General features: G+C 52.7%; 20 protein-coding genes. 16 read left to right on the top strand and 4 right to left on the bottom strand.

Annotation, left to right across the window (positions count from 1 at the left end; translation table 11 throughout):
• Positions 1-55 precede the first annotated feature (55 nt).
• Complete coding sequence (dnaA, locus tag ENN66_06570; protein ID HDS16266.1) at positions 56-1,396, bottom strand: chromosomal replication initiator protein DnaA; 1,341 nt, start codon at positions 1,394-1,396, stop codon at positions 56-58.
• A 353-nt stretch (positions 1,397-1,749) separates the two neighbouring features.
• Between dnaA and cobD the strand changes: the two genes are divergently transcribed.
• Both cobD and ENN66_06560 read left to right on the top strand, forming a co-directional pair.
• Positions 1,750-2,688, top strand: a complete 939-nt coding sequence (cobD, locus tag ENN66_06565; GenBank protein HDS16265.1) for a cobalamin biosynthesis protein CobD — start codon at positions 1,750-1,752, stop codon at positions 2,686-2,688.
• A gap of 201 nt (positions 2,689-2,889) precedes the next feature.
• Complete coding sequence (locus ENN66_06560) at positions 2,890-3,969, top strand: threonine-phosphate decarboxylase (GenBank protein ID HDS16264.1); 1,080 nt, start codon at positions 2,890-2,892, stop codon at positions 3,967-3,969.
• 367 nt (positions 3,970-4,336) lie between these two features.
• On the opposite strand, the gene ENN66_06555 is transcribed toward ENN66_06560, so the two are convergent.
• The 3 genes from ENN66_06555 to ENN66_06545 all read right to left on the bottom strand — a co-directional run bounded on the left by ENN66_06555 (position 4,337) and on the right by ENN66_06545 (position 7,146).
• Positions 4,337-5,083: a flagellar motor protein MotB gene (locus tag ENN66_06555; GenBank protein ID HDS16263.1), complete on the bottom strand. Its 747-nt coding sequence runs from the start codon at positions 5,081-5,083 to the stop codon at positions 4,337-4,339.
• A gap of 69 nt (positions 5,084-5,152) precedes the next feature.
• Positions 5,153-5,911: a motility protein A gene (locus ENN66_06550; GenBank protein ID HDS16262.1), complete on the bottom strand. Its 759-nt coding sequence runs from the start codon at positions 5,909-5,911 to the stop codon at positions 5,153-5,155.
• 56 nt (positions 5,912-5,967) lie between these two features.
• Positions 5,968-7,146: a DUF342 domain-containing protein gene (locus tag ENN66_06545; protein ID HDS16261.1), complete on the bottom strand. Its 1,179-nt coding sequence runs from the start codon at positions 7,144-7,146 to the stop codon at positions 5,968-5,970.
• A 133-nt stretch (positions 7,147-7,279) separates the two neighbouring features.
• Here ENN66_06545 and ENN66_06540 point away from each other — a divergent pair, with 133 nt between their 5' ends.
• The 14 genes from ENN66_06540 to ENN66_06475 all read left to right on the top strand — a co-directional run bounded on the left by ENN66_06540 (position 7,280) and on the right by ENN66_06475 (position 24,807).
• The gene (locus ENN66_06540; protein ID HDS16260.1) at positions 7,280-7,960 is read left to right on the top strand and encodes a GntR family transcriptional regulator; all 681 of its coding nucleotides are present in this window, start codon (positions 7,280-7,282) and stop codon (positions 7,958-7,960) included.
• 77 nt (positions 7,961-8,037) lie between these two features.
• Positions 8,038-8,730, top strand: a complete 693-nt coding sequence (locus tag ENN66_06535) for a GntR family transcriptional regulator (GenBank protein HDS16259.1) — start codon at positions 8,038-8,040, stop codon at positions 8,728-8,730.
• Positions 8,696-9,988, top strand: a complete 1,293-nt coding sequence (locus tag ENN66_06530) for a U32 family peptidase (protein HDS16258.1) — start codon at positions 8,696-8,698, stop codon at positions 9,986-9,988. Before ENN66_06535 ends, ENN66_06530 begins: the two co-directional genes overlap by 35 nt.
• A gap of 1 nt (position 9,989) precedes the next feature.
• Positions 9,990-10,790 (top strand): ABC transporter permease, encoded by an 801-nt coding sequence (locus ENN66_06525; GenBank protein HDS16257.1) that lies wholly within the window; start codon positions 9,990-9,992, stop codon positions 10,788-10,790.
• 4 nt (positions 10,791-10,794) lie between these two features.
• On the top strand, positions 10,795-11,424 hold the full coding sequence (locus tag ENN66_06520) for a methyltransferase domain-containing protein (protein HDS16256.1): 630 nt from the start codon (positions 10,795-10,797) through the stop codon (positions 11,422-11,424).
• On the top strand, positions 11,424-12,755 hold the full coding sequence (locus tag ENN66_06515; GenBank protein HDS16255.1) for an ABC transporter ATP-binding protein: 1,332 nt from the start codon (positions 11,424-11,426) through the stop codon (positions 12,753-12,755). The genes ENN66_06520 and ENN66_06515 overlap by 1 nt, the downstream gene beginning before the upstream one ends.
• A complete protein-coding gene (locus ENN66_06510) occupies positions 12,752-13,441 on the top strand; it encodes a cephalosporin hydroxylase (GenBank protein ID HDS16254.1) in 690 nt (229 codons plus the stop codon). The genes ENN66_06515 and ENN66_06510 overlap by 4 nt, the downstream gene beginning before the upstream one ends.
• Before the next feature lie 3 nt (positions 13,442-13,444).
• Positions 13,445-14,005, top strand: a complete 561-nt coding sequence (locus tag ENN66_06505) for a class I SAM-dependent methyltransferase (protein HDS16253.1) — start codon at positions 13,445-13,447, stop codon at positions 14,003-14,005.
• Complete coding sequence (locus ENN66_06500; protein ID HDS16252.1) at positions 14,002-14,823, top strand: class I SAM-dependent methyltransferase; 822 nt, start codon at positions 14,002-14,004, stop codon at positions 14,821-14,823. Before ENN66_06505 ends, ENN66_06500 begins: the two co-directional genes overlap by 4 nt.
• Complete coding sequence (locus ENN66_06495; GenBank protein ID HDS16251.1) at positions 14,816-15,985, top strand: glycosyltransferase family 2 protein; 1,170 nt, start codon at positions 14,816-14,818, stop codon at positions 15,983-15,985. Before ENN66_06500 ends, ENN66_06495 begins: the two co-directional genes overlap by 8 nt.
• A gap of 2 nt (positions 15,986-15,987) precedes the next feature.
• Positions 15,988-20,877, top strand: a complete 4,890-nt coding sequence (locus tag ENN66_06490) for a glycosyltransferase (protein ID HDS16250.1) — start codon at positions 15,988-15,990, stop codon at positions 20,875-20,877.
• Positions 20,874-21,797 (top strand): NAD-dependent epimerase/dehydratase family protein, encoded by a 924-nt coding sequence (locus tag ENN66_06485; GenBank protein HDS16249.1) that lies wholly within the window; start codon positions 20,874-20,876, stop codon positions 21,795-21,797. The genes ENN66_06490 and ENN66_06485 overlap by 4 nt, the downstream gene beginning before the upstream one ends.
• On the top strand, positions 21,794-23,833 hold the full coding sequence (locus ENN66_06480) for a glycosyltransferase (protein HDS16248.1): 2,040 nt from the start codon (positions 21,794-21,796) through the stop codon (positions 23,831-23,833). The genes ENN66_06485 and ENN66_06480 overlap by 4 nt, the downstream gene beginning before the upstream one ends.
• Positions 23,809-24,807 carry an NAD-dependent epimerase/dehydratase family protein gene (locus tag ENN66_06475; protein ID HDS16247.1) on the top strand — a complete coding sequence of 333 codons (999 nt, stop codon included), beginning with the start codon at positions 23,809-23,811 and terminating at the stop codon, positions 24,805-24,807. Before ENN66_06480 ends, ENN66_06475 begins: the two co-directional genes overlap by 25 nt.
• Positions 24,808-24,811: the final 4 nt, after the last annotated feature.

Below are 24,811 nucleotides of genomic sequence, written 5' to 3'. Positions count from 1 at the left end.
TTTACGGTTTATCAACATGATTTTTACAGTGACTTACATCTTGTTAACATCTTTGTTAAGGGGAAAGAATTTTTTCCTTCAGGCCTTCAATAAGAGTAGCTGTTTTGCGGTCAAGAGTAATTTCTTTTTCGATTTTTTTACAGGCATGCATCACGGTTGCATGGTCTTTTCCACCGAATTTGTTACCTATTTCAGGAAATGATTCCTGGGTGATGGTTCTTGCCAGGGACATGGCAATTTGTCTAGGAAAGACGATATTTTTGGTTTTCTTTTTTGAGAGAAGATCCTTGCTGCTTATCTTAAAGTGATCGGCAACCCTTTTAATAATTTCTTCGATACTCACATTAATTTCATTGAGTGATAATATATTTAGTTCCTCAAGGGTTTTTTTGGCAAAAGCGATGTCGATGATTTCCAGTTCCTTGAAGGAAGCATGCAGGGCAATTCGATTTAGAGTACCGATTATTCGCCGAATATCAAGATTGGAAAGATGTTCGGCGAGAAAGAAAGCTACATCTTTTTTGAGAGGAATATTTTCCTGTTTAGCCTTGGTAATGAGGATAGCGACCAGGGTTTCCTTATCCGGAGGCTGAATATCGGCAATCAGGCCCATTTGAAAACGGGAGCGTAAGCGGCTTTCCAGTTTAGGAATATCATTAGGCAGACGATCACTGGTCATGACTATCTGTTTCTGATTTTTTTCAAGTGTGTTGAAGGTGTGAAAAAACTCCTCCTCAGTACTTTCCTTGCCGCCGATAAACTGGATATCGTCTATCAATAGAACGTCTACCTGACGATATTTATTGCGAAAATCCGCCATTTTAGGTTTGCCGGCCAACAGGCAGTCAACCATTTCGTTGGTAAAATCTTCAGAGGTAATATAACAGATGTTGTAGTCGGGGGATTCTTTTTTGATAAAGTTGCCGATCGCATTGAGCAGATGCGTTTTGCCAAGTCCCGGGACACTGTAGATAAACAATGGATTATAGCTTATACCGGGCTGTTTGGCGACGGCCTGGGCGGCAGCATGTGAGAATTGATTCGGAGGGCCAACGACAAAATTTTCAAAAGTAAACTCCGGTTTAAGACAGTCCGGCAAGGAGGGTCTTATCGGAGCTACAACGTTATTCTTTTTGACGAAAGGTTTTTTTTTGTTACTGATGCTGTTTTTAACTGATAGTTTTGAGCCATTGAGCGCAGAAGCTACGCGAGAGAAGATATCACTGTGATTATCATTAATCCATTCTTTGGCGAATGAACTTGGAAATTCTATCAAGATATGAGTGTCGGATTTTTCCTTAAGTTCGATATCCTTGAAAAATGAAATGAAATCACGATCGCTGACTTCGTTCTGGATACGCCCAAGCACCTCTCTCCAGAACTCATTGTTATCCATAGGTTAATTTCCTTCGAATTGGAAGATTGATTAAGTTTTGTATCAAGTTTCAACGACGACATTGGCGGACAGAATTTGAGACGCATTCTGCGCTACCGCCCTTTAGTCTTTTGCCGTAAGGGGATGGTTTAAGAAATCGTGACTATAAACTTACAATGCCGGCAAGAGGGCGGGAGATGTCTGGATAACCATATATAAATCCGTGATTTTTACTTTTCAGCACGATCTTCACCAGCCCGTATTTATAACTGAAAGCAGGACTTTTGACAACTGTAAAGTTTTGCTGTAGAAGATGCAGCCTCACAATATCGTTTGGCGTCAATGGCGTAGCTGGGATTTCAGGAACAACTGAGATGAAATTGGTTTTAATAGTTGCAATCTGGGCGGATTTTATCTTCGCCGACAAAATTTTTGCTCGTTTTCATCCGGTGATCGGCATTGGTCATTTAATTTCCTGGCTGGAAAAAATTTTATATCCGACAAAAGAAAACCACCAGAAAGAACTTTGGGCCGGCTTTCTGCTGACGGGGATAGTGTTGGCTCTAACCTTCGCCGTGGTCTGGGGGTTGATCTATATCAGCCGGCTAGGTGGGTTTCCTGTCTATGTAACCGTGTCATGCTATCTGCTGTATGCCGGTCTGGCTTGTGGCGGCTTAGCGGCTGAAGCCGTTAAGGTAATCAAAGCTTTACAGGATCAGGGGATTTCAGAAGCAAGAATGGCATTGGCCCGCATTGTCGGACGGCAAACCCGACAACTATCGGAGGAGGATATTCAGCGGGCCGTGATCGAAACCGTGGCTGAAAACTTAAGCGACGGAGTGATTGCCCCGCTGTTTTATTTTTTTATAGGCGGTATTCCTTTAGTATGGATCTATAAGGCTATAAATACCCTGGATTCCATGGTAGGGTATAAAAATAGACGCTATCTATATTTTGGCCGGTTTGCGGCTCGGCTTGATGATGTCGCTAACTTTATTCCGGCTCGCATCAGCGCGATGCTGATCTTGCTGGCCGCTTTTATACAGGGACTGGACTGGCGAGCCGGCTGGCGAATTCTAATTCGCGATCATGGAGCCCATGCCAGTCCCAACAGCGCTTATCCGGAAGCCGCCATGGCCGGGGTTCTGGGTTTGCGCCTTGGCGGAGATAATTTTTATCACGGTCAGCTGGTAGTCAAACCTTTTATTGGCGACGATCGGGAAGTTGTATCTTTATTGCATGTCAGAAGAGCCATCGCCATTCTGTACCTGAGTTCAGCTCTTTTTGCCGCGATACTGTTTTTTGGGGTTTGATAGAGAAAACGATCGGGTAATCTAGGGCAACTTTCAGCTGATCCGGAAATCAGGTCATGTCCTCTGCTTTTCCGGATGCTCTTGTCGTGATACAAGCAGGAATCAACGACGCCGAAGAGTCGCGATTCAGGCTGATTTATATTGAAAGAATTCCTGGCTAAAATGGAGTTATAAAAAATCAAGTCCTTAAAGAAAAAGAATATGATTATGCCGGTTCACGGCGGCGAGGTTTTTCGTTTGGCGGCTGAGGCCGGACTGCAGCCTGAAGAAATAATTGATTTTTCCGCCAATATCAATCCTCTGGGTTTGCCGCCGGGGGTTCGAGAAAGTATGTTGAAAGCGCTTGACGGACTTGCCAACTATCCCGAGATCGGGGCCGAAAGCCTGCGCCAAGCCATAGCGCAGCGGCACCGCTTGCCGGCAGCTGATGTTATTGTCGGAAATGGTTCCACGGCTTTGATTTATTTACTGGCTCGCGCCCTCAGGCCGAAAAAAGTTCTGCTTTGGGCGCCGACCTTTACTGAGTATGAAAGAGCTTTTGCTCTGGCGCGCGGCCGGGTTTTTAATCTGCTCAGCTGGTCCGAGGGAGAGCCTCATACGTTGGACAAACTTCTGAAAAAAAGCCTGGAGTATAAGGCGGAGCTGATTTTTATCTGTAACCCCAATAATCCCACCGGAAGTCTCAGAACCCCGGAAGAACTTGAAAAGATAATTTCGGGGTTTGCAAAGGCTGGAACCATCTGCGTGATTGATGAGGCTTTTATTGATTTTGTCGGCGCTGATTGTTCCTTTGCAGAACGGGTTAAGGAATTTGATAATCTGCTGGTTTTGCGCTCTTTGACCAAAATTTATGCCTTGGCCGGATTGCGTTGTGGTTATCTGCTGGCCGGGGAGAAACTGGCGCGTGAAATTGGCGGCCTGCTTGAACCTTGGAGTTTGAATTCGATAGCGATGGCCGCCGCAACCACGGCTCTGAAAAACGACAAAAATTTCATGGCCGAGACGATTGCTCTGATCGAACAGCAGAGAAACTATCTGACTGCGGCCTTGTCCGCGCTGGACTGGTTAGAAATCTTTCCCTCCCGGGTTAATTACCTACTGGCCCGTCTGGCTCGGGCTATTGATATTGATGATTTGAAAAGATTTCTTTTTAGCCGGGAAAAAATTCTGGTGCGCTCATGCGCGGATTATTTTGGTCTAGGGCGCGAATACATGCGTTTTGCCGTCAAGGGTGAAATGGAGAATCTCCGGCTGATTAAGGCCTTGCAGGCCTATCGCTGAGTTTTCGTTCCCCTGTAACCTTCGTCACGGCGGCTGACTTTAATGGACGCCGCATCTTCCGGGTTGCGGGCGTCTCGCATCGGAGCTGCGACGGCTCCGTTCGGTTTTTTGCGATTTTCAAGAGCGATATCAGTACCTCACAGGTTATTTTCTTGTTTTTTTCAACCTTTTTTCAGCCAGCAAAACAAGAAAATGTTAAGTGCTTCACGGGTTATCCCCGAAGGGGATGTCCAAATGAAGAAACTTATCCAGCTCTGCTGGGCCTGATCAGAGTACTTATTTGTGACCAAAGGAAATACCTTTAGGTACGGGCCGTGAAAATCATTTGGGTTGCGGGATTATTCCCGTATTAGGACTTCAGCCAAATTTATTCGGCGGAATTCTTTTTGAAATGAAACTCAACCCGACGATTTTTAGCTCGATTTTCCGGACTGGTATTGGCCACCAGAGGGCGCGTGTCCGCATAGCCCACGGCCATCAATCTTTTTGCCGGCACGCGGTGTCTCTCAATCAGATGGCGGAGTACCGCCGTTGCCCGGGAAGAAGAAAGTTCCCAGTTGGAAGGATAAATATTGGATTTAATCGGGATATTGTCAGAGTGACCTTCAATGGCGAGAGGATAATCGTGTTCCTCGATGATTTTGGCGATTTCCCCGAGAAATTTAACCACTTCAGGTTTCAGCTCAGCTGAACCGCCGTCAAACATGAAGGTGCCATCCACCGTCAGGGTGACGCCGTCATCATTGACCTTGATTTCCGTTTTATCCTCAAGTTCATGTTCTTCAATGGTTTTTCTGAATTGTTCCCCCATTTGCATCATGTCGATGGTGCGATTCTCTTCATCGGAAAGCTGAATGGTTACCGGCAGTTCGGAACGTTCATCGTAATTTCCCGCCCTTTCGATTTGTGTCCCGAAGGCGTTCTTGACCGATCCCGTCATCATTCTGAATTTAACAATATCCAGGTTGGCAAAAGAGAGGAGCAGGACAAAGAAGGTCATCAGCAGGGTTGCCAGATCGGCGAAGGTTGCCATCCAGGCCGGCGCTCCAGCCTCGCCAGGGGGGCAGTCGCAGGTTTCGGGGGGCTGCTGAGTGTCTTGGGGGTCATCTGTCATAACGATCTTTTCCGGTCATCGATGTGAAAGTAACCAGCGTTTTAGTTGGGTACTCGAAGGTTACGTTTTTTAATTGTCAAGCGGTTGGCGCTGGCTCGGGGACAGAAAAGCCTCAAGTTTACTGCGCACCACGATCGGATTGTCGCCCTCAAGAATCGCCATGACCCCCTGAATGGTGACTTCCATCATCAATACTTCATCTCCGGATTTGCCGGCCAGTTTTTCCGCAATCGGCAAAGCAATGATATTGGCCAGCAAGGCGCCGTAGAAGGTTGTCAGCAAAGCAACTGCCATTGCCGGTCCGATTGAACTGGGATCATCCAGACTCTGCAGCATCTGCACCAGCCCGATCAAGGTGCCGATCATGCCGTAGGCCGGACCCATGGCCCCCAGAAATTTAAAGACCGCTTGGCCGGAAAAATGGCGTTGTTTCATGAAACCGATTTCGGTGCGTAGAATCGAGCTGACCAGACTGGGGGCTGTACCATCGACCACCAGGCGCACCCCCTTGGCCAGAAAAGGATCATCGATTTCTTCTTTTTCCAGGGCGATAATGCTTTCTTTGCGGGCCTTGATGGCAAGTTCAACCACCCGCTCAATAACCGCCTCTGGTGATTGCTTGGGACTGAAAAAAGCTTTCAAGGCAATCTTGATGGAACCGATAACCGTATTCAGGGGGAAAGCGATAAGTAGGGCGGCGATAGAGCCGCCGAGAACAATCAACACGGAAGGAATGTCGATAAAGGTTCTCAGTCCGCTGCCCATCATAATCGCGCCGAGGACCAACCCAAAACCAGAAAGTATACCCAGAATGGTAGCTATATCCATGATTTAATCATTTCATTTACAGGTCGTCTATTTCAGGCAACCTGAATTTTAAGGGGTTAATCTGTGCCGTTAAGGGCGGAGTTTACGATTATACCTCTTTTTTCCCGATAGGTTGCCGCCTTGGTTTCAGCTTCGACATGGTACCGGCATTCCTTAATGGTAAGATTGACGCCTCTGAAAACCTGATTGGTTACCGTAAGCGCGCTGTTATCATGAAGCTGTTCGTAAGCCTTGATTTTCCTTTGCAGATCCTGAAGCTGAAAAGTTATGGTTCGTTGTTTGTTTTCGATGAATTTCCTTTTGTTTTCAAGTAGTTCTCTTTCCTCTTGCAGTTGCCGGGGCTGCTCATCGGCCGCGGGGGCATCAAGCTGCATAAACAGGTTGATTTGCTCGATACGTTGATTTAGCTCTTGCAGTTCCTTTTCCAGTTTGTGCAGTTTATGTTGGATAAGGTGAGCTCTTTTTGCAAGAAAAGGTTCCCGACCCAGGATGAGTTCTGTCGGGGTTTCCCATTTGGCTCCGGAAACGCCGCAATAAATGGATCTGCCGGCTTCACATTGGCCCCCGACCAGGATCGCCGAGTTCTGACAAAGAACGATATCGCCTCCGGCTTTCATGTTGCTGTGCAGACTTGAGCGGGCGATAAAAATATTGTTTTTTACTTCAATCGTGGAGTTTTCAAGATATTTACACCAGAGGTTGGCGCCACAGAGTAACGGTTGATCTTGGCAGCCGACGATTCCGCCCCGGCAGATCAGGTTGCCCCGGGCCTTGACGGTCGCGTTTTCAATGCTGCCGTAAACGGTCAGATTTTCAGCCGTGACCTTAAAGCCGCTCATGATGGAGCCCTCAATCACCAGATCTCCGGGGCAGATCAGGTTGCCGGTGTGAAAATTAATATCGCCGGGGATGGTCAGGAAGGGAGAAACCACGATCTTTTCGCCGCTCAGAGCCGCAAAGCCGGTGCCTCGGCTGACGACGTAAGTCAGCGGTCCATCTTCACGGAGTTCAATTGTCGGATTTTCGATAACGGTTTGGTCTTTTATCGAAAAAAAATCAACCCCGGTGGGCATGTCTGAGGTTTCCGAAGATCCCGGCAGGGGCTCAAGCCGGGCCAGAATCTGACCGGTTTCAACCCGACTGATGCCATGTGGTCGATAATGGTTCACCGCCGCACCTTGATCGGATTGTTCCTCCGACGCTTTGCCGAAGAGCAAGGTTACTCGGTAGGGCATAAATTTCTTGACTTTTTATTGTATACTATATACTTAGGGTCCGGATTTTTTAAAGACGATTGATATAAACAGCCTATCTTTCGCAGATATCCCATATTTCTGAGATTTTATCCATAGTTTTTTTCGGTTTTGTATGAAAAGTATCTCGTCCGTAATTTCGGGGCATAAAACCCTGCGCGAGAAAATCGTTGAGGTTTTGCGGGAGGCGATCATCCGGCAAAAAATCAGGCCGGGCGAGCGCATAACCGAACTTGAGGTGGCCGAGCGTTTCGGCATCAGTCGAACTCCGATTCGTGAAGCTTTCAGGCAACTTGAATCGGAAGGCTTTTTAACGATCATTCCCCGCAAGGGGGCGATCGTTTCCGATATTGAAGAGAAGGACATCAGGGATTTTTACGAGATCAAGGGCATTCTGGAAGGTTATGCCGCCCGGCGTGCGGTTGAGCGCATGTCAGATAAGGATATCAGTCGCCTAGAGCAGTTCAATGCCGAGATCAGGGATTGCGCCGAACGCCAGGATGTTTCCGGAATGACCAAGGCCCATAATGCTTTTCATGAGTTAATTCTGGAATCATGCGGCAATCGCCGGATTCAGCAGGTGGTCGGTGGCCTGGTCCGGCAGTTTCTGCGTTTTCGTTTTTACGTGGCCTCCCTGGTTCATGTCGAGGATATCATGCGTGAACATGAGGCCATCGTCAAGGCCATACGAGAGCGTGACGGAGTCCAGGCCGAGGCCTGTATGAAGATCAATGCGCAGCTGGGGCTTGAAGTGCTGCTGAAAGAGTTTGCCGCCGGCTACAGCAAGCCTAAATAACCGCTTGAATTTTTTTCAGATGTTTAAATATGTTGTTAACGGGTAAGTTGTCGAAGGGTGAGTCGTTGAGGTGAGTGATGAAAATTAATACATTGGAAAGCAGTATCGCGGAGCATCAGCCTTTACCCGATAAAATTGCCAATTTTGTGCGGGAGGCGATTATTGTTGGGAAACTGAAACCGGGGGAAAAAATTTCTGAAGCCAAACTGGCGGACGAATTACATATCAGCCGGACGCCGATCCGGGAGGCCATCCGCATGCTGGAAAGCGAAGGTTTTGTCTCCATCATTCCACGGCGGGGCACCATCGTCAGCGAGTTTTCCCTGGAAGATCTTTATGAATATTTTCAGATCAAGGCCTGTCTTGAGGGTTTTGCGGCGTCCGGGGTGGTCGGGGCGTTGACGGAGCGGGATCTCAATAAGCTCAAAAAGCTGAATGAAGAGGAGATGGCCGCGATTGAATGCGGAGATTTTACCCATTACCTTCGCATTCATGATGATTTCCACCAGATTTTTTTGGCGCGTACCGTTAATCGTAAACTTTTTTCCCTGATTCAGCATATGGGGTTTCATATTCGCCGTCTGGAGAAAATTTTTAACGACCAACCCGATATTTTTGTGGCCTGTTCCAAGACCCATGCCAGCTTGATCAAAGCCTTTGAAAAACGTGATTCAGTCAAGGTCCGTGAAATCGTCGAGCGCAATATTCTGCATATTGCCGAAAACCTGAAACGTCATGGAACCGGTAATCGGGAGCATGGCGAAAATTGAGCTGCTGGTTCCGGCCGGTAATCGGGAAAAGCTGGAGGTCGCGGTTGCCTATGGAGCCGATGCGGTTTATTTCGGCAGTCCTTTTTTCAGCCTGCGGCGGCGAGCCGGAGGCTTTTCTTTGGCCGAAACCGCGGACGCGATAGGTTTCTGTCACGTCCGCGGAGTCAAGGCCTATCTGACCGTCAATTTTCTTCCGTCTAATTCCGATTTTAAAAATCTGGCTGTTTATCTCGATGGCCTGCGTTCTTGTCCCCCGGACGCCTTGATTGTCGGTGATCCGGGGGTTCTTTTTTTATGTCGGGAAAAACTTCCCGGGGTCCCCCTGCATCTTTCCACCCAGGCTAATACGGTTAATTATCTGAGCGCCGCTTTCTGGCGGAAAAACGGAGTCAGTCGGGTTAACCTGGCCCGTGAACTCTCCCTGGACGAGATCGCCGCCGTGGTGGCCGAGGTCCACGGTCTCGAGTGTGAGGTTTTTGTTCACGGGGCCATGTGCATGGCCTATTCAGGGCGCTGTCTGCTGAGCAGTGTCCTGACCGGGCGCCATGCCAATCGGGGCGATTGCGCTCAGCCCTGTCGCTGGAAATATTTTATCCAGGAAGAAAAGCGTCCCGGTGAGCTGATGCCTCTGGAAGAAGATCAGCGGGGCACATATCTTTTTAATGCCCGTGATCTTTGCCTGATTGCCCGGCTGCCCGAGTTACAGGCCGCCGGGGTGCATTCCCTGAAAATCGAGGGACGCATGAAAAGTGCTTATTATGTTGCGGCGGTTACTCGGGTATACAGACAGGCCCTTGATTATCTCAAAGCTTTTCCGGGCCGGTCTTTTCCGGCGGATCAGCTTGAGGTGTGGAAAAATGAATTGACCAGAGTCAGTCATCGACGCTATAGTGAGGGTTTTATTGACGCAGACCGAAACCGTTTGCTGACGCTGCAGTACCTATCCGATTCAGCCTATCTGCGTAGCTATCGCTTTTGCGCCTTGGTGATCGAGCTGATTGATTACGATGCGGCGGCGGATTCTTCTTGGGTACGATTGAGTATCAAGGACCGCCTGCGTTGTGGCGAAAGTTTCGAGGTGCTGGCCCCGAAGATGGATATTTTTTCAGTTATGGTACTGGAATTGCGAAATGAATGCGGGGAAGTTCTGGCCGAGGTGCATTCTGGAACCACAGCGTCGGCGCGCTGCCGGGGGCGTCTGGCGCCCCTGCAGATTCTGCGCCAGACGACAACCCCGGAGCCATTGGTGAGGGCCTGATTTGCGGCTTGTCCTTGATTTTTTTCTGCTTATATGGCAGCGTCGCTATCTGATTTGGGAGTTGGTCAAACGGGAAGTGGCGGCTCAGTATATTGGTTCCCGGCTGGGTTTTGTCTGGACAATTATCAACCCTCTGGCTTTGATTCTGATTTTCTGGTTTGTTTTCGGTTACGGCCTGAAAGCCCGTCCGTTGAACGATATTCCTTTTGTCATCTGGTTGACGGCCGGCATGGCGGCCTGGTTCAATTTCTCGGAAATCTGGGGCCGGGCCACCGGAATTGTGGCGGCGAATCCGCATCTGGTCAAAAAGGTGCGTTTCCCAACCTCGATTCTGCCGGTGGCGACAATCGGGGCGGCCCTGGTCAGTCATGCCGTTTTTCTGCTTCTGTTGCTGGTTTTACTCTGGGGGTATAAGATTTCCGTGACTTTCTGGATCCTGCAGATAGTCTATTATTATGTCGCCATGGTTATTCTGGTGCTGGGCTTGAGCTGGCTGACGGCTTCGATCAATGTTTTTTTTCGAGATACCGGACAGCTGGTGCAGCTTTGTCTGCAGATCGGTTTTTGGGGGACGCCCATCTTCTGGGATATCAATATCATGCCTTCCGCCGTACAGAGCCTGCTTAAATTAAATCCTATTTACTACATTGTCCAGGGTTACCGGAACTCGATTATTTACGGTGTGCCCTTCTGGCATAATTGGCGCTGGGGGCTTTATTTCTGGGCTGTGGCCGGCGTTTTTCTTTTGGTCGGGGCCTTGGTTTTTCGTCGCCTGCGACCGCATTTTGCGGATGTATTATAAACCGATGCACCAAAGTTCATTCTTGTACATGACCCGTTTTCGTGATCAATTTCTGGCTCAAGAGCAAGGGCGGCAATTGTTGGTCGCCGATCTGGGCAGTTATGATGTCAACGGTTCCTATCGCGTACTTTTCGACCACAAGCCCTGGCGTTATCTGGGCATCGATGTCAGTCCGGGGCCGAATGTCGATTTGGTTCTGGCCAACCCCTATCGCTGGCGTGAGCTTACCAGCGATTCGGTGGATGTTTTCGTTTCAGGGCAGGCCTTTGAGCATATTGAATTTTTCTGGCTCACGATCCTTGAGTTAAGCCGGGTTCTGAAGCCCGCCGGTCTGTGTTGTCTGATTGCTCCATCCGGCGGCCCGGAGCATCGTTTTCCGGTTGATTGCTGGCGTTTTTACAAGGATGGTATGCGGGCCCTGGTGCAATACGCGGGCCTGGAAATGCTCGATGTTTATACCGGTGAACCCCGAAGCGACTGGGGGGACGACAGTAACAGCTGGCAGGATAGCGTGGTTATCGCCAGGCAAGGACGGAAAAACCGACGGCGGCGTTTACGGGAGCTGTGTTATTATCATTGGGGGGTTCTGTTTCCTCTGGCCGCCAAAGCGGAAATGTCAGGGAAAAATAGCTGATGTTGCCTGATTATGCCATCTCCATGCAGGGCATTGAAAAGAGTTATCGTCTTTATCAATCGCCGCTGGCTCGTTTTAAAGAGGCTTTCGACCCGCGCAAACGAAGATATTATGATGATTTCCAGGCCTTGAAAGGCGTTGATCTGATGGTTCCCCAAGGGCAGACCTGGGGGGTCATCGGTCTTAACGGCAGTGGTAAGTCAACCCTGCTTAAGATCGTTTGCGGTGTCATTCAGCCCAGTCGCGGTACTTGTACGGTTAATGGCAGGATTGCGGCCTTACTGGAACTGGGCTCAGGTTTTAATCCGGAATATACCGGTCGGCAGAATGTGTTTTTTTCCGGTGCTTTGGCCGAGGTCGGCCGCGCGGAAATGGAAGAGCTTTTTCCCGAGATCGAGGCGTTTGCGGAAATCGGCGAATTCATCGATCAACCTGTGAAAAATTATTCCAGCGGCATGTTGATGCGGCTGGCTTTTGCGGTGGCCGTTCATGTCTCTCCCGATATTCTGGTGATTGATGAGGCCCTGGCCGTCGGCGATGCCCGTTTTCAGCATAAATGCATGAAAAAAATCAAGTCATTCAAAGACCGCAGTACGATGCTGCTGGTAACTCACGATATGAACGCGGTTCTTACCTTATGCGATCAGGTGGTTTGGCTGCATGACGGCCGGCTGGTGGAAATCGGGGGGCCGAAGAAAATCGTTGACAAATATACTCAAGCCTTTTACGAAGGCGGGCCGGCGGAGCCGGTGGCTTTGGAAACCCCCATTCCGGTGGTTGTCGCGGGCGACCAGGCTGGGGGTGGGGGCGCGGCGGTCGCGTTCGATAAAACCGAGGTGGGAGCCACATCTTTCGGCACGGGGGAGGTCACCATCAGCCAGGTGGCTCTGTTCTCTCAGGAGCGCGGGAAGGTTGAAGCGGTGTACGGCGGGGAAAACGTCACTTTCCATGTCTGGCTGGAGTCAAAAAGCGAAATCAAAAAGCCGATAGTCGGTTTTCTCGTGAAAAACAAGCTCGGCATTGAGATTTTCGGTTTCAATAATATCAGTCTTAATACTGAATTGCCGCCGCTTCGACCCAACGAAAGTTATCTCGTGAACTTTGAATTTATCTGGCCCTCGATCTCTTCGGATAGTTATGCCATCTCAATTGCCATCGCCGAGGGTGATCAGGAGATGCATGTCATGCATCACTGGATTCATGATGTTATAATCGTTGATGTTCTGCGTTTGTGTAAATATCAATTCGGTCTGGTTGAGGTTGAGCAAGCCACTATGGGCGTTAGACTGCTGGATGCCGGAATCAGTCTTATTAGTAATGGTAAAGTATGAACAGAAATTTACAGGAAACAGAAGTTGTCGATGTGGAATACAGCTGGTTAAACCGCACGAATCTGGCCGGATGGCTTGAGTATCATCAGAGGAAGGTGGTTTTCGACAAGGTCAGCTGGATGGGGGTTCCGATCCTGAAAAACGTGCTTGATCTCTGGATTTACCAGGAATTGATTGTCTCCCTGCGGCCGGATTTGATTATTGAAATGGGCTCCTTCAAGGGTGGCAGCACCCTTTATCTGGCCCATCTTCTGGACCAGCTCGGCCATGGTCGGGTGATTTCGGTGGATCTCGATCATTCCTCATTCATGGCCGAGCATCACAGAATTTCGACCCTGACCGGCTCAACGCAGGATCCGATGGTAATCGCCCGCTTGCGACAAGCCGCCGCCGGTCAGACGGTCATGCTTGTTCATGACGCCGATCACAGTTATGAGATGGTGCTGGCGGATCTCAGAATCTATGCCGATTTGGTTTCCAGGGATTCGTATTTTATTGTCGAAGACGGAGTGGTCGATCTTTTTTCCGAAGACTCCCGGCTCGGTTCAACCCTGGGAGGGCCCGGACCTTTACCCGCCGTCCGAGATTTTCTTTCCGAAGATAAGCGTTTTATCATCGATCGCGATTGTGAACGCTATCTGCTGACTTACAATCCCTGTGGTTACCTGAAAAAAATTGCTGATTAGAAAATGGACTACAATACCGATAAAATAGCCAATGGTTTGCTGGAGAACTATAAAACCCTCTTCAGCCCTTTGCAGTATCGTCAACTCAGTCTGCTTGAAATCGGGGTTCTCGAAGGTGGTTCCCTGCATTATTGGGATGACTATTTTCAACATCCGGAGACCTCGATCGTCGGGCTTGATCTGAATTTACCCCAGACCTCATCGTTCTCGCAGCGGGTTAAGGTGATTCAGTGCGATCAGAATGACGGCCCGGCTCTGGAGAGGGTGGCGCGGCAGTTCGGGCCTTTTGATATTGTGATCGATGACGGCAGCCATGCCCGTCGGGAAACCGAACATTGTTTTCGCGTCCTTTTTCCCGAGGTGGCGACCGGTGGCTATTATATCATTGAAGACTGGGCTGCGGGCTACTGGCGGGACCGACCGCATTATCAGGGTATGGTCGAGCTGATCAACGATATCATTGCCCGGATTCCGGAGTTGTCGATCTCGGAGTGCCGCATAATTCTCGAAAAAAACAAGGCGCTGGCTATTTTTCGCAAAGGAGCCGCCGGGTGGCGGGAATGACTCGGAAAGCGGAGCTCTGGCAAAGAGCGGTCGCCTGCCTGGCCGCCGGTGCAAAAGACCAGGCCGAGGCCCTTTTTCAGCAGGCGGTGCCGGCCGAAAAGGATTGTGTCGAGGCCCATCTCGCTTGGGCCCGGTCGCGTCTGCCGGGACCAGGTTACCGCGAAATCCTGGCCTGCCTACATGCCTTTTTACAACCGAAAAACTATATTGAGATTGGAGTTGAGTTCGGTCACACCCTGAAACTGGCCGGGCCCGAGACTCGGGTTTTCGGTATCGACCCCAGGCCTCAGGTCGATTTTCCCTTGCCCGAAAACGTCTCCCTCTGGGAAATGACCAGTGATGTTTTCTTTGTTGAAAATGATGTTCAAAGCTTGCTGGGGGGGACCTTTGATTTGGCTTTTATTGATGGTCTGCACATCTTTGAGCAGGTTTTGCAGGATATTGTCAACCTGGAAAGATATGCCGGTCCCTCATCTCTGATCGCGATTCATGACTGTCTGCCGCTTGACCGCCGGACGGCTTCCCGGCAGCGCACAACCCAGTTTTGGAGCGGCGATGTCTGGAAGATTGTTCCCTGTCTGAAACGAGAGCGTCCTGATTTAAGCCTGGTTACCATTCCCACTTATCCCACCGGTCTTTGTCTGATTGGCGGCTTGCAGTCTGAATCTGATTTTCTGTCGAGAAATTTCCCCCTCCTGGTCGAGCGATACGCAGGGCTTGATTACGAAGCCATTGGTGACAAAGAGACGTATTTTTCTCTGATCGCCAATGATTGGAGCCTGATTCGCAAGCTCCTGCCGCGGCTGCAAGATGAGTGAAACCCCACTGCTTACGGTTGTTGTCGTGTTTTTCAACATGCCTCGCGAGGCGGCCCGGACCCTGTGGACCCTGTCTCCCGATTATCAGCGGGAGGTGGCCGCTGAAGATTATCGGGTGGTGGTTATCGATCATGGCTCAAGCCGGCCTTTGGGGGCTGATTTTGTCGCCGGTTTCGGAAAAAATTTTGTTTATCGCTTTCATGAGACGAAGGCGGTATCACCGGTTCAGGCCCTCAACCAGGCGGTGGCGGAAAGTTTCAGCGAACTGGTGATGGTCATGATCGACGGGGCCCATATGCTGAGCCCCGGAGTTATCGCCAACGCCCTGCGGGCGGCCCGGGCCTGGACCGAGCCTTTCGTGACGGTTGTCGGTTTTCATCTGGGTCGGGAAAATCAGAATCGTTCCGTCAGTCATGGCTATGATCAGGTCGCCGAGGATGCGCTGCTGAACCGGGTTGCCTGGCGCGAGAATGGTTATCTTCTGTTTGAACTCGCTGGTGAGCTTGCCTATGACTGCGCCGGCTGGTTCGGCCCCCTGGCCGAATCCAATTGTTTCATGATGAAAAAAACCAGCTACGAGAGGCTCGGCGGTTTTGATTCCCGTTTCACGGAGGCCGGCGGCGGCCTGGCCATTCTTGATTTTTTTCGCCGGGCGTTGCTGGCGGAGGAACTTGATTATATTGTCCTGCTCGGTGAAGGCAGCTTTCATCAGTTTCACGGCGGGGTCGCCAGCAACGCGCCCTACGCCGAGCATCCCTGGGAGCGTTTCCATCGGCAGTATCGGGACATTCGCGGAGAAGCTTATCGGGTTGTCGCCCGCCGGCCCCATCTGCTGGGCCGGATTAATCCCGAGGTTGATGCCTGGACTCGCCTTTGCGCCCGCGTGGGACTGGAATGGTGGCTGGCGGAAACGCAACATCCCCATGATCTGGAAAACTTTTTTTGTCCGATCGGTTATGCCATGCTGGCGGCCAAGACCGATCCGCGTGAGGCCAGACGTTCGGCCCAACTGGAACGCGAGATCGTCGACTTAAAACAGCTCAATGATCAGTTAAGCCTTCAGGCGAAGCTTGCAGGCGAAAAAACTGCGGCAAAGGTAAAATTGCTGCCGCGGGCTTGGTCTGCCTTGAGCGGTATTATTAACAGAAAACGGCGTCTTTAATCTTGAAAACAAAACTTTCGAAGACCATGACTAAGCTGATGGCTTTTTATCTGCCGCAGTTTCACCGGATTCCCGAAAACGATCTCTGGTGGGGAGAGGGCTTTACCGAGTGGAGCAACGTGCGCGCCGGCCGACCGCAGTTTGCCGGCCATCGACAGCCGAAAATTCCTCTTGGGGAAAATTACTATGATCTGAGCCGTCCCCATGTGCTCTGCGAGCAGGCGGAGCTGGCCCGTCGATACGGAATTCACGGGTTTGTTTTTTATCACTACTGGTTCAAGGGGAAACGTTTGCTGGAGGGGCCCTTGCAGACGGTTCTTGAAAATCAAAGTTTTACCCTGCCTTTTTGTCTGTGCTGGGCCAACGAAAACTGGAGTAGACGTTGGGACGGACTTGAAAATGATGTTCTGATAGAGCAGCAGTATTCATGTGAAGACGATCTGGAACATATTCGAGCGCTTTTGCCGGTTTTAAAAGATTCGCGCTATTACCGGCATCTGGGCCGACCGGTGGTGCTTGTCTACCGCAGTGAAGCCTTGCCGAATGCCGCCGGTACCGCGGCGTTGTGGCGTGAGGAGGCGAAGCATGCGGGGTTGCCCGGTCTCTACCTGTTACGGGTTGAGGGCTTTCTGGCGGGGGTTGATCCGGCACAGCATGGATTTGACGCCGCGGTAGAGTTTGCTCCCGACTGGCGCTGCCTGACTAAACGCCATTATCTTGGTGCTGACGGGCAGTGGCGTTTGCCTCTGTCGCCGACCTTTTCTCCGGTGGCGGGAACTCTGGAGAATCAGGTTTTTATGTATGATGATGTGGTGCGCGCCATGCTCGCCAAGGAGCCGCCCACTTACCAGCGTTATCCTGGGGTGTTCCCGGCCTGGGACAATCACGCCCGGCGCCGGAAGGATGCCGGAGCAACCATCATTCATGACAGCTCACCTGAGAAATACGAGCGTTTTTTGACCGAGGTTATCAGCCGCGCCGAGCGCCTGGCCCCGGCCGAGCGCCTGGTCTTTATCAATGCCTGGAATGAATGGGGAGAGGGTTGTTATCTGGAGGCCGATCAGGAATATGGCCACGCTTATCTTGCGGCCACTGCCGCCGCGCTCAAGGCCGGACAGCGGAGGAAACTGGTTTTGCCCAAAGACCCCAAACCGGGATTGAAGTCGGAAGTCAAGAGAGAACGGGGCCCTTTTCCCGGTCCGCCGCCGTTGGTCTCGGTTATTATTCCGGCCTACAATCATGAGCGTTGGATTAAGGAGACCCTGGACAGTGTTCTGAACCAGAGTTTCAGAGAGCTTGAAGTCATTGTCATTGATGATGGCTCCACGGACAATACCGCGGCCTTGGTCGCGGCCTGCGAGGATCATCGCGTCTGTCTGCAGATTCAGAACAACCAGGGCACTGCCGCCGCGCTCAATCGGGGTCTGACCTGCAGCCGCGGGCGCTATCTCGCGATTCTTAATTCAGATGATCTTTTTCTGCCGGAGCGTTTAAGCCACTTTGTTGAGGTTCTGGAAGCCAACCCTCGCTTTGCCCTGGCGTTTTCCCAGGTCCGGCTGGTCGACAGCGACAGTTTGGCTCTGCAACAGGGCTTCGAGCTGGAATGGCTGAAGCACGCGGAAGGCGATTTTGCCCACAGTCAGGATCTGCTGTTAAGCTTGTTACGGGACAATTTTCTCTGTACTTCATCAAATTTTTTCTTTCGCCGCTCTTTGCTTTGCCGCATCGGGGCTTTTCGGCCCTTGCGTTATGTCAATGACCTTGATTTTTTGCTGCGCGCCCTGTTGCGCCATGAAGCTTATTTTTGTGAACGCGAGCTGCTGGCTTACCGGCTTCATTCGGGTAATACCCTGAAAGAGAAAGGCGCGGGCCGCCAGCTGGAGTTCCTTCTGGAACTTTCCTGGGTGCTGGCGCATGCCCTGGAAAACGGCGCTCTGATGCCACAATGGTCGTTTGCGGAACTCGCTCGTCTGTTGACCGGCTATTATCGAATCAATCTGGAAAGCCTGTTTCTGGCGATGCTTTATCTGCGGCGGCAAAAAGGGGTTTTTTTAGCGCCGGAGAGTCTGCCACCGGCGGTTCGTGACTGTCTGCATAAATGTTTGCGGCAGCGGCTCGACGAAAATGTCTATCGGGATAATCTGGTTTCCCAGGTAGCCGAGCAGAAGTCGTATATTAATGAGCAACTGGCTTATATCGAGAAACTGGAAGAGGGGCGGCGTTTTTTTCTTGGTCAGATAGAAGGCCTGGAAAAGGCGTTTACAGAATTACAAAAGCTGACCCAGTTCAGGGAAAAAGAATTCAGCCTGCGTCTGCAGCAGCAGGATCAGGAATTTTCCCGCTTACAACAGGTGCAGCAGGAGCTCTGGGACGCCTGCGAGTGGTATCGGCGGCAGCAGGAGGCCCTGCTCAGTTCCAGACGTTTTCGTCTGGTTGATAATTTACAGGCTCTGGCTCGCGGGCAAAATCCGCTCTACCATGCGCGGGAACTGCTGCGGATTTTATTGCCGCTTTCCTGGTTTGCCGGTTTGCGCTCCGCGCGTGATCGTTTGCGGCAAGCAGGGATGAACGGAAATTCATGGTGGCGTTGGGGGCGGCGTTGGCTTCGGCGGCTTTCGGCCTTACTGCCGGCGCGGGCCTGGCGACAGTCTTCGCACGCCGGGCCCCTGCTCTCGATTATTCTCCCCTGCTTTAACCACGGAGCTTTTCTGGATGATCTCAGCGCCAGTTTAAAGGCCCAGACTTTTACCGATTTTGAAGTGATTCTGATCGACGATGGTTCCAGTGATCCGGCAACCGTTTGCAAGATCGACGCGATTGAGCGTGAACAGCGGCCCGGCTGGAAGGTGATTCGCCAGCTGAACCGCGGCGTGATCGGGGCCCGGAACCGGGCTATCGGGGAGGCTCGGGGACGCTACATCTTTCCGCTGGATACCGATGATACGATCGCTCCGACCTTTCTGGAAAAAACCTTGTTTCTGCTTGAGACCCTGCCGGATCATTTTTTTGTTTATACCTGGACCAATGTTGTCGGCGATGAGCCCTATCTCTGGCGGACCGAAAACAGCGATCCGGAAAAGATTCTCAATGAAAATCGCATCGGCGTGGCGATTTTTCCGCGGCGCGCCTGGGAAACCGTCGGTGGCTATAACGAGATCATGCGGGATGGTTACGAAGACTGGGAGTTTTATGTCAACCTCGTCCGGCATGGTTATGTCGGCCGGGTGATTCCGGAGGCGCTTTATAACTATCGTATGTTGGCGGGCTCACGCAATGAACGGGCATCCGCGGCGTCTGCCGGATTACAGCGCCGAATCAGGGATCTGCATCTGGGCTATATCATGAATCATCTTCGAATTCTGCGGGGCCGGGTCCGGCAGCGCTGGCAGGTCATGAACGGACTGGTTAATCTCAATCGAGGTGATGGGGCAAAGCTTTCGGCTTTCCGGCTGGACTTGCGCGGGCTGAGTTTTTCCCCGGCAGAGATTTTTCCGCGCCTGCTGGCTTTTGCCGAAAGCGCGGACAAGCCTTTGCTGGTGACGGCCGACTCGCTCTGGCGTGATTTTTTTTATTTTAATCAGCTTCCCGGTCTTCGGGTTTATTTCCCCGAATACTATCATTCCGAGAGGGAGCCGCAGCTCTTGGTTCGCTACCTGGAAGGACATTATCGGATTGAAAAGATCGGGCTCGATGATTTGAGCAAAGTCGAAACCGGTGGGCTGATTGAGAGCGTACCCGTGAAAGGTCGGCAAAAACTGCGGATTCTTTACCTGGCTCCCTGGGTGATTACCGGCGGAGCCGATACCATGCTGGTGGACTGGTTTCGCCGGCTGGATGCCGGTTGGTGCGATAAATTTCTGGTGACCACCTTGCCACGTGAAAATCTCTGGCTGGCCAAGGTCGCCGGTCACGCCCGGGAAATCTACGATCTGCCCGCCCTGGGTTGCCGGGAACAGGCTGCGATCAATGGCTTTCTGCTGGATTTTATTGGCCGTCGTCGCATAGATATTATTCATATCATGAACAGCGAGGCCGGCTTTCAGGCCCTGCCGACACTTAAAAAACACTATCCGGCGCTTAAGGTCGTGGCTCAGTTTCATTGTTTTGATCATTTTCCCGATGGCCGGCGTACAGGCTATGCACTGGAGGTTCCCCGTCTGTACGATCAGCATATTGATCGCTATAATCTTGAATATGAGCATTTGGGAAAAGAGCTTCGGGGGCTTTATCCTTACCTGGCCGAGGATAAATTCACTGTGATTCATGGTCGGGTTGACGCGGCTTACTATGATCCCGCGCGGCGCGCGGCGCGGTCCGAGATTGCTCGTGAAAGGGTTGACGGAGTTTTGAATCTTTTGTATGTCGGACGCCTTGATCGCCAGAAACAGCCCTTGCGGCTGCTGGAAATTGCCGCAAGTTTGAAAAAGATGAAGAAGTCGTTTGTTCTGCATATCGTCGGTGACGGTAACCTGGAATCCCAAAAAAAAGAGCTGTTGGGCGGAATCCGGCAACAGCATTTAGAGCGGGAGGTGCGCTGGCATGGAGAGCAACCCTTGAGCTCGGTCTATGATTGGTACAAAATCGCCGATCTGTTGTTGCTGACTTCCGACTGGGAGGGGGTGCCGATGGTACTTTATCAGGCGATGGCGATGGCGGTGGTGCCGGTAGTGGCCGAGGTCGGAGGCTGTGCCGAGCTGGTTACCCCCGAATGTGGTTTTCTGATCAGGGAACGGGAACGACCCGAGGCCTATGTCGCCGCGATCAGCAAGCTGGCCGATCCGCACCGGCGCCAAAGAATGGCGGCGGCCGCTCGCCGGCGGATGTGCGAAGATTTTTCTTTGGCCGGGCTTGACCGCGAGTATCAATCCTTTTACTTTTCTTTAAAGCCATGAACTGTCTGGTCTTGGGCGGGGCCGGTTTTATCGGTTCGCACGCGGTTGAAGCGCTGCTTGCGGCGGGGCACCAGGTTCGAATCCTGGAAAGGCCCGCCTGTTCCCTGGTCAATATCGCCGCCGTTCGGGATCGGGTCGAGGTTTTTTTCGGTGATTTTACCGTGCGCCGAGAGCTGACGGCGGCGCTTTCCGGAATTGATCTGGTGTTGCATATGGCCGGTACGGTATTGCCGGCTTCCTCCAATCTTGACCCTCTTTTTGATATTCAGAGCAATCTTATGGGAACCGTGACCCTGCTTGAGGAGGCCGTCAGGAATGGGGTGAAGAAGGTAGTTTTCGCGTCTTCCGGTGGGACCGTGTATGGGGTCGCCGGAAGCTTGCCGTTGGTCGAAGAGGCGCCGACCGAGCCGCTCTCATCCTATGGGATTGTCAAACTTGCCACGGAGAAATATCTCAAGCTTTTTCAGCACCTGTATGGTCTGGATTATACGATTCTGCGCATTGCCAACCCCTATGGCGAGCGCCAGAGGATCGACGGCGCTCAAGGGGCGGTAGCGGTTTTCCTGGGCCGCCTGAAGCGGCGGCAGGCGATTGAAATCTGGGGTGACGGTGAAATCGCGCGCGACTATCTTTATATTTCCGACCTGAGTGCGGCCATTCTGAAGGCCTGTGAAAAAAACATCTCTAAAGGTTTGTTTAATATTGGTGGCGGCCGTCCCTGGACACTGAACGAAGTGCTGGCTGAACTTGAAATTGTCAGTGGTCGCCGGGCTGAGGTGATCTATAAACCGTCCCGTGCCTGTGACACGCCCCTCAATTGGCTCGATTGCACGCGGGCCCGGCAGGAATTGGACTGGGAGGCGCAGGTGGATTTTCGCGAAGGTCTGCGACGCACCTGGGAGTGGGTTTCCCGGCAATGAAAAGTTTAACGGGCCACCTTGCCGTGGCGGCAGAACGCCCGTTTTCGGTCCTGGCGGAGCCGGCGTTGGTCACCGTGATCATTCCCTGTTATCAGGCCGGGGCCACGATCGGTCGGGCCCTGGCTTCGGTCGCGGCTCAGACTTTGCGGCCGGCGGAGGTTATCATTGTCGATGACGGCAGCGATGCCGAAACCCGGGCCGTGCTTGGCGGTCTGCTCGCGAGCTATGGGGACGGCTGGCTGAAACTTTTTTTTCTGGAAACAAACCAGGGTCCGGCAGCGGCCCGTAATTATGCCTGGGATCGGGCCACGCAACCCCTGCTGGCCTTTCTTGACGCCGACGACAGCTGGCATCCGGAAAAAATCGCGATTCAGTACGCTTTCATGAAGGAGCATCCCGAGTTTGCCTTGAGTGGGCATTTTTGTGACGGCGTACGTCCAGAAGCCGCCCTCAAAACGGGCGCTTACCGGATTACAGAGGTTCGGTTGGCGGAGCTTTTGTATCGTAATCGGTTGCGAACTCCAAGCGTAATGCTGCGCCGTCGGCTGCCGGATCGTTTTCCGGAAAACTTTCGTTACGGAGAGGATTTTTCCCTGTGGCTGCAACTGCTGGCCGCTTCCGAGCGGGCGGCGCTGATCGGCTTGTCCCTGGCGCAAACCCACAAGGCCGCTTTTGGCGCGACGGGTCAGAGCGCCGCGCTGTGGGCGATGGAAAAGGGTGAACTCCAAGCCCTGTACCGCATGCGCCGCGCGCCCGGAATCTCGGGCCCGCGCCTGGCCGGAGCCTGCTTCTGGTCGCTGCTGAAATTCTGTCGCCGTTTTCTGCTGACCGCCGGGCGCCGCCTGTCGGTCCCAGAGGAAAGGCGGCCGGGTCCACCGACGATTCTTTTTCTGGTTACGGATGACTGGTTTTTTCTGCTTCATCGCCGGGCTTTGGCCCTGGCCGCGCAACAAGCGGGTTGCAGGGTGCTGGTGGCCACGGCCCCCGGTCCGCGGGTGGCGGAAATCAAAAGCCTGGGTTTTCCCCATTTTCCTCTTAAGCTGCGCCGTTCCAGCCGTAATCCTCTGCGGGAGCTGCTTGCCTGTTGGGATATTGCCGGGCTCTATCGCCGGCAGCGGCCGGACCTGGTGCATCAGGTTTCGATCAAGCCGATTATTTACGGCTCGCTGGCGGCCCGCCTGACCGGTATCGGGGCGGTGGTCAACGCCGTGACCGGGCTGGGGTTTGTTTTTATCACCGGCGGCGCGGGGAAAAACTATCTGCGCCGGCTGGTCGAGGCTGCTTATCGCCTGGCCGGCGGTGGTCGCAGGGTCCGTTTTCTTTTTGAAAATCCGGATGACCGGCGGCATTTTCTCGATCGGAAAATCGTGGGCCCGGAAAAAACCCGGCTGATTCTGGGGTCCGGGGTAGACCTGGAACGCTTTTCGGCAAGCTTCTCGAGCCCGTCTGACCCGGCGGCGGCCCCGGTGGTGCTGCTGGCGGCCCGGATGCTCTGGCATAAAGGCATTCGCGAGTACGTGGAGGCGGCCCGGCTTTTGCTCCAAGAGGGACTGAACGCCGAGTTCTGGCTGGCCGGCATGCCGGATACCAGCAATCCGGCGGCGGTTTCGATAGCGCGCCTGCTCTACTGGCATGGCCAGGGCGTGGTTCGCTGGCTGGGCTACCAGAAAGACATGCCGGCCCTTTATCGGCAGGTGGACATCGTCTGTCTGCCGACCCGTTATCGCGAAGGTATTCCCGTCACCCTGCTGGAAGCCGCGGCCTGCGGCAAATCTCTGGTGGCCACCGACATGCCGGGTTGTCGGGAGATCGTCAGATCCGGGGAGAATGGTTTTCTCGTGCCGCCGGGCTCGGTTTCCGAGCTGGCCGCGGCGCTGAAAACCCTGCTTCTTGATCCTGCCTTAAGGCGGCGTTTCGGTCTTCGCGGCCGGCAACTGGTGGCTCAAGAGTTCAGTGACAAAAAAGTAATTGCCGCTACCTTTTCGGTATACCATGAACTATTGGGAACGCGATGGGAAGCTCTGGAAAAATCCTGATTACCGGCGCCGCCGGTTTTGTCGGGGCGGCGCTGTGCCGTCATCTGGCGCAGAAAAAGATTCCGTTAAGAGCGGTTGTGCGCCGGGGCGGAACGCCTTTGCCGGCTGACCTGAAGGCGCTTCTTGACGACGTGGTCGCCGTGTCCGAAGTAACCCGGCCGGAAGCCTGGTCTAAGTTGCTGACCGAAATCGAGGTGGTGGTCCATCTGGCGGCCCGGGCCCACTGCCTGGTTTCGGACCGTCGTTCGGAAGAGCGGTTTTTTTCCGACAACCTGGAAATGAGCCGGGCCCTTGCTCAAGGAGCGGTCAAGGCCGGGGTCCGGCGCTTGATTTTTCTCAGTACGATCAAGGTTAACGGAGAAGGTGTGCTCGCGCCCGGTGCCTGTGTCTATGGTCCCGGGGACAGACCTCGTCCCCGGGGCGCCTACGCGGTCAGTAAGTGGCGAGCGGAACAGGAGCTCAACCGGCTTTGCGTTCCTGAACAGGGTCCTGAGCTGGTTATTATCAGGTCGCCGTTGGTTTATGGGCCGGGGGTCAAAGGTAATTTCGCCGCCCTGCTGGCCTGGCTTGATCGGGGCCGGCCGTTGCCGGTGGCGCGAACCGATAATCAACGTAGTTTCATAAGTCTTGATAATTTGGTTGACTTTCTAGAATTTTCTTGTTTTCATCCTCAAGCCGGAGGGCGCCTGCTGTTCCCGGCGGACGAGCGGGACTGCTCGTCCCGGGAGCTGGCGCACCTGTTGGCGCGGGCCCTGGAGCGCCCCTTTCGTTCATGCTCGCTTCCCATCGGTCTGATGAAATTCAGCGCGGCCCTGCTGGGACAAAGCGCCGCGCTGGTCAAGCTGATGGGTAATTTACAGCTTGATAGAAGTTCGGTTGCTGAATTGGGTTGGCGGGCGCCCGAGCGAGTGGAAACGGGACTGACGAAAACCGCAAACTGGTGGCGGCAGGTTGGCAAAAAGCGCAGCGCATAGAAGT

Source organism: Pseudomonadota bacterium (assembly GCA_011049115.1).
In the GTDB taxonomy this organism is placed as follows: domain Bacteria; phylum Desulfobacterota; class Anaeroferrophillalia; order Anaeroferrophillales; family Tharpellaceae; genus DSCM01.
The sequence above is the reverse complement of the archived record's forward strand: the minus strand, read 5'-3'. Positions and strand labels throughout refer to the sequence as shown.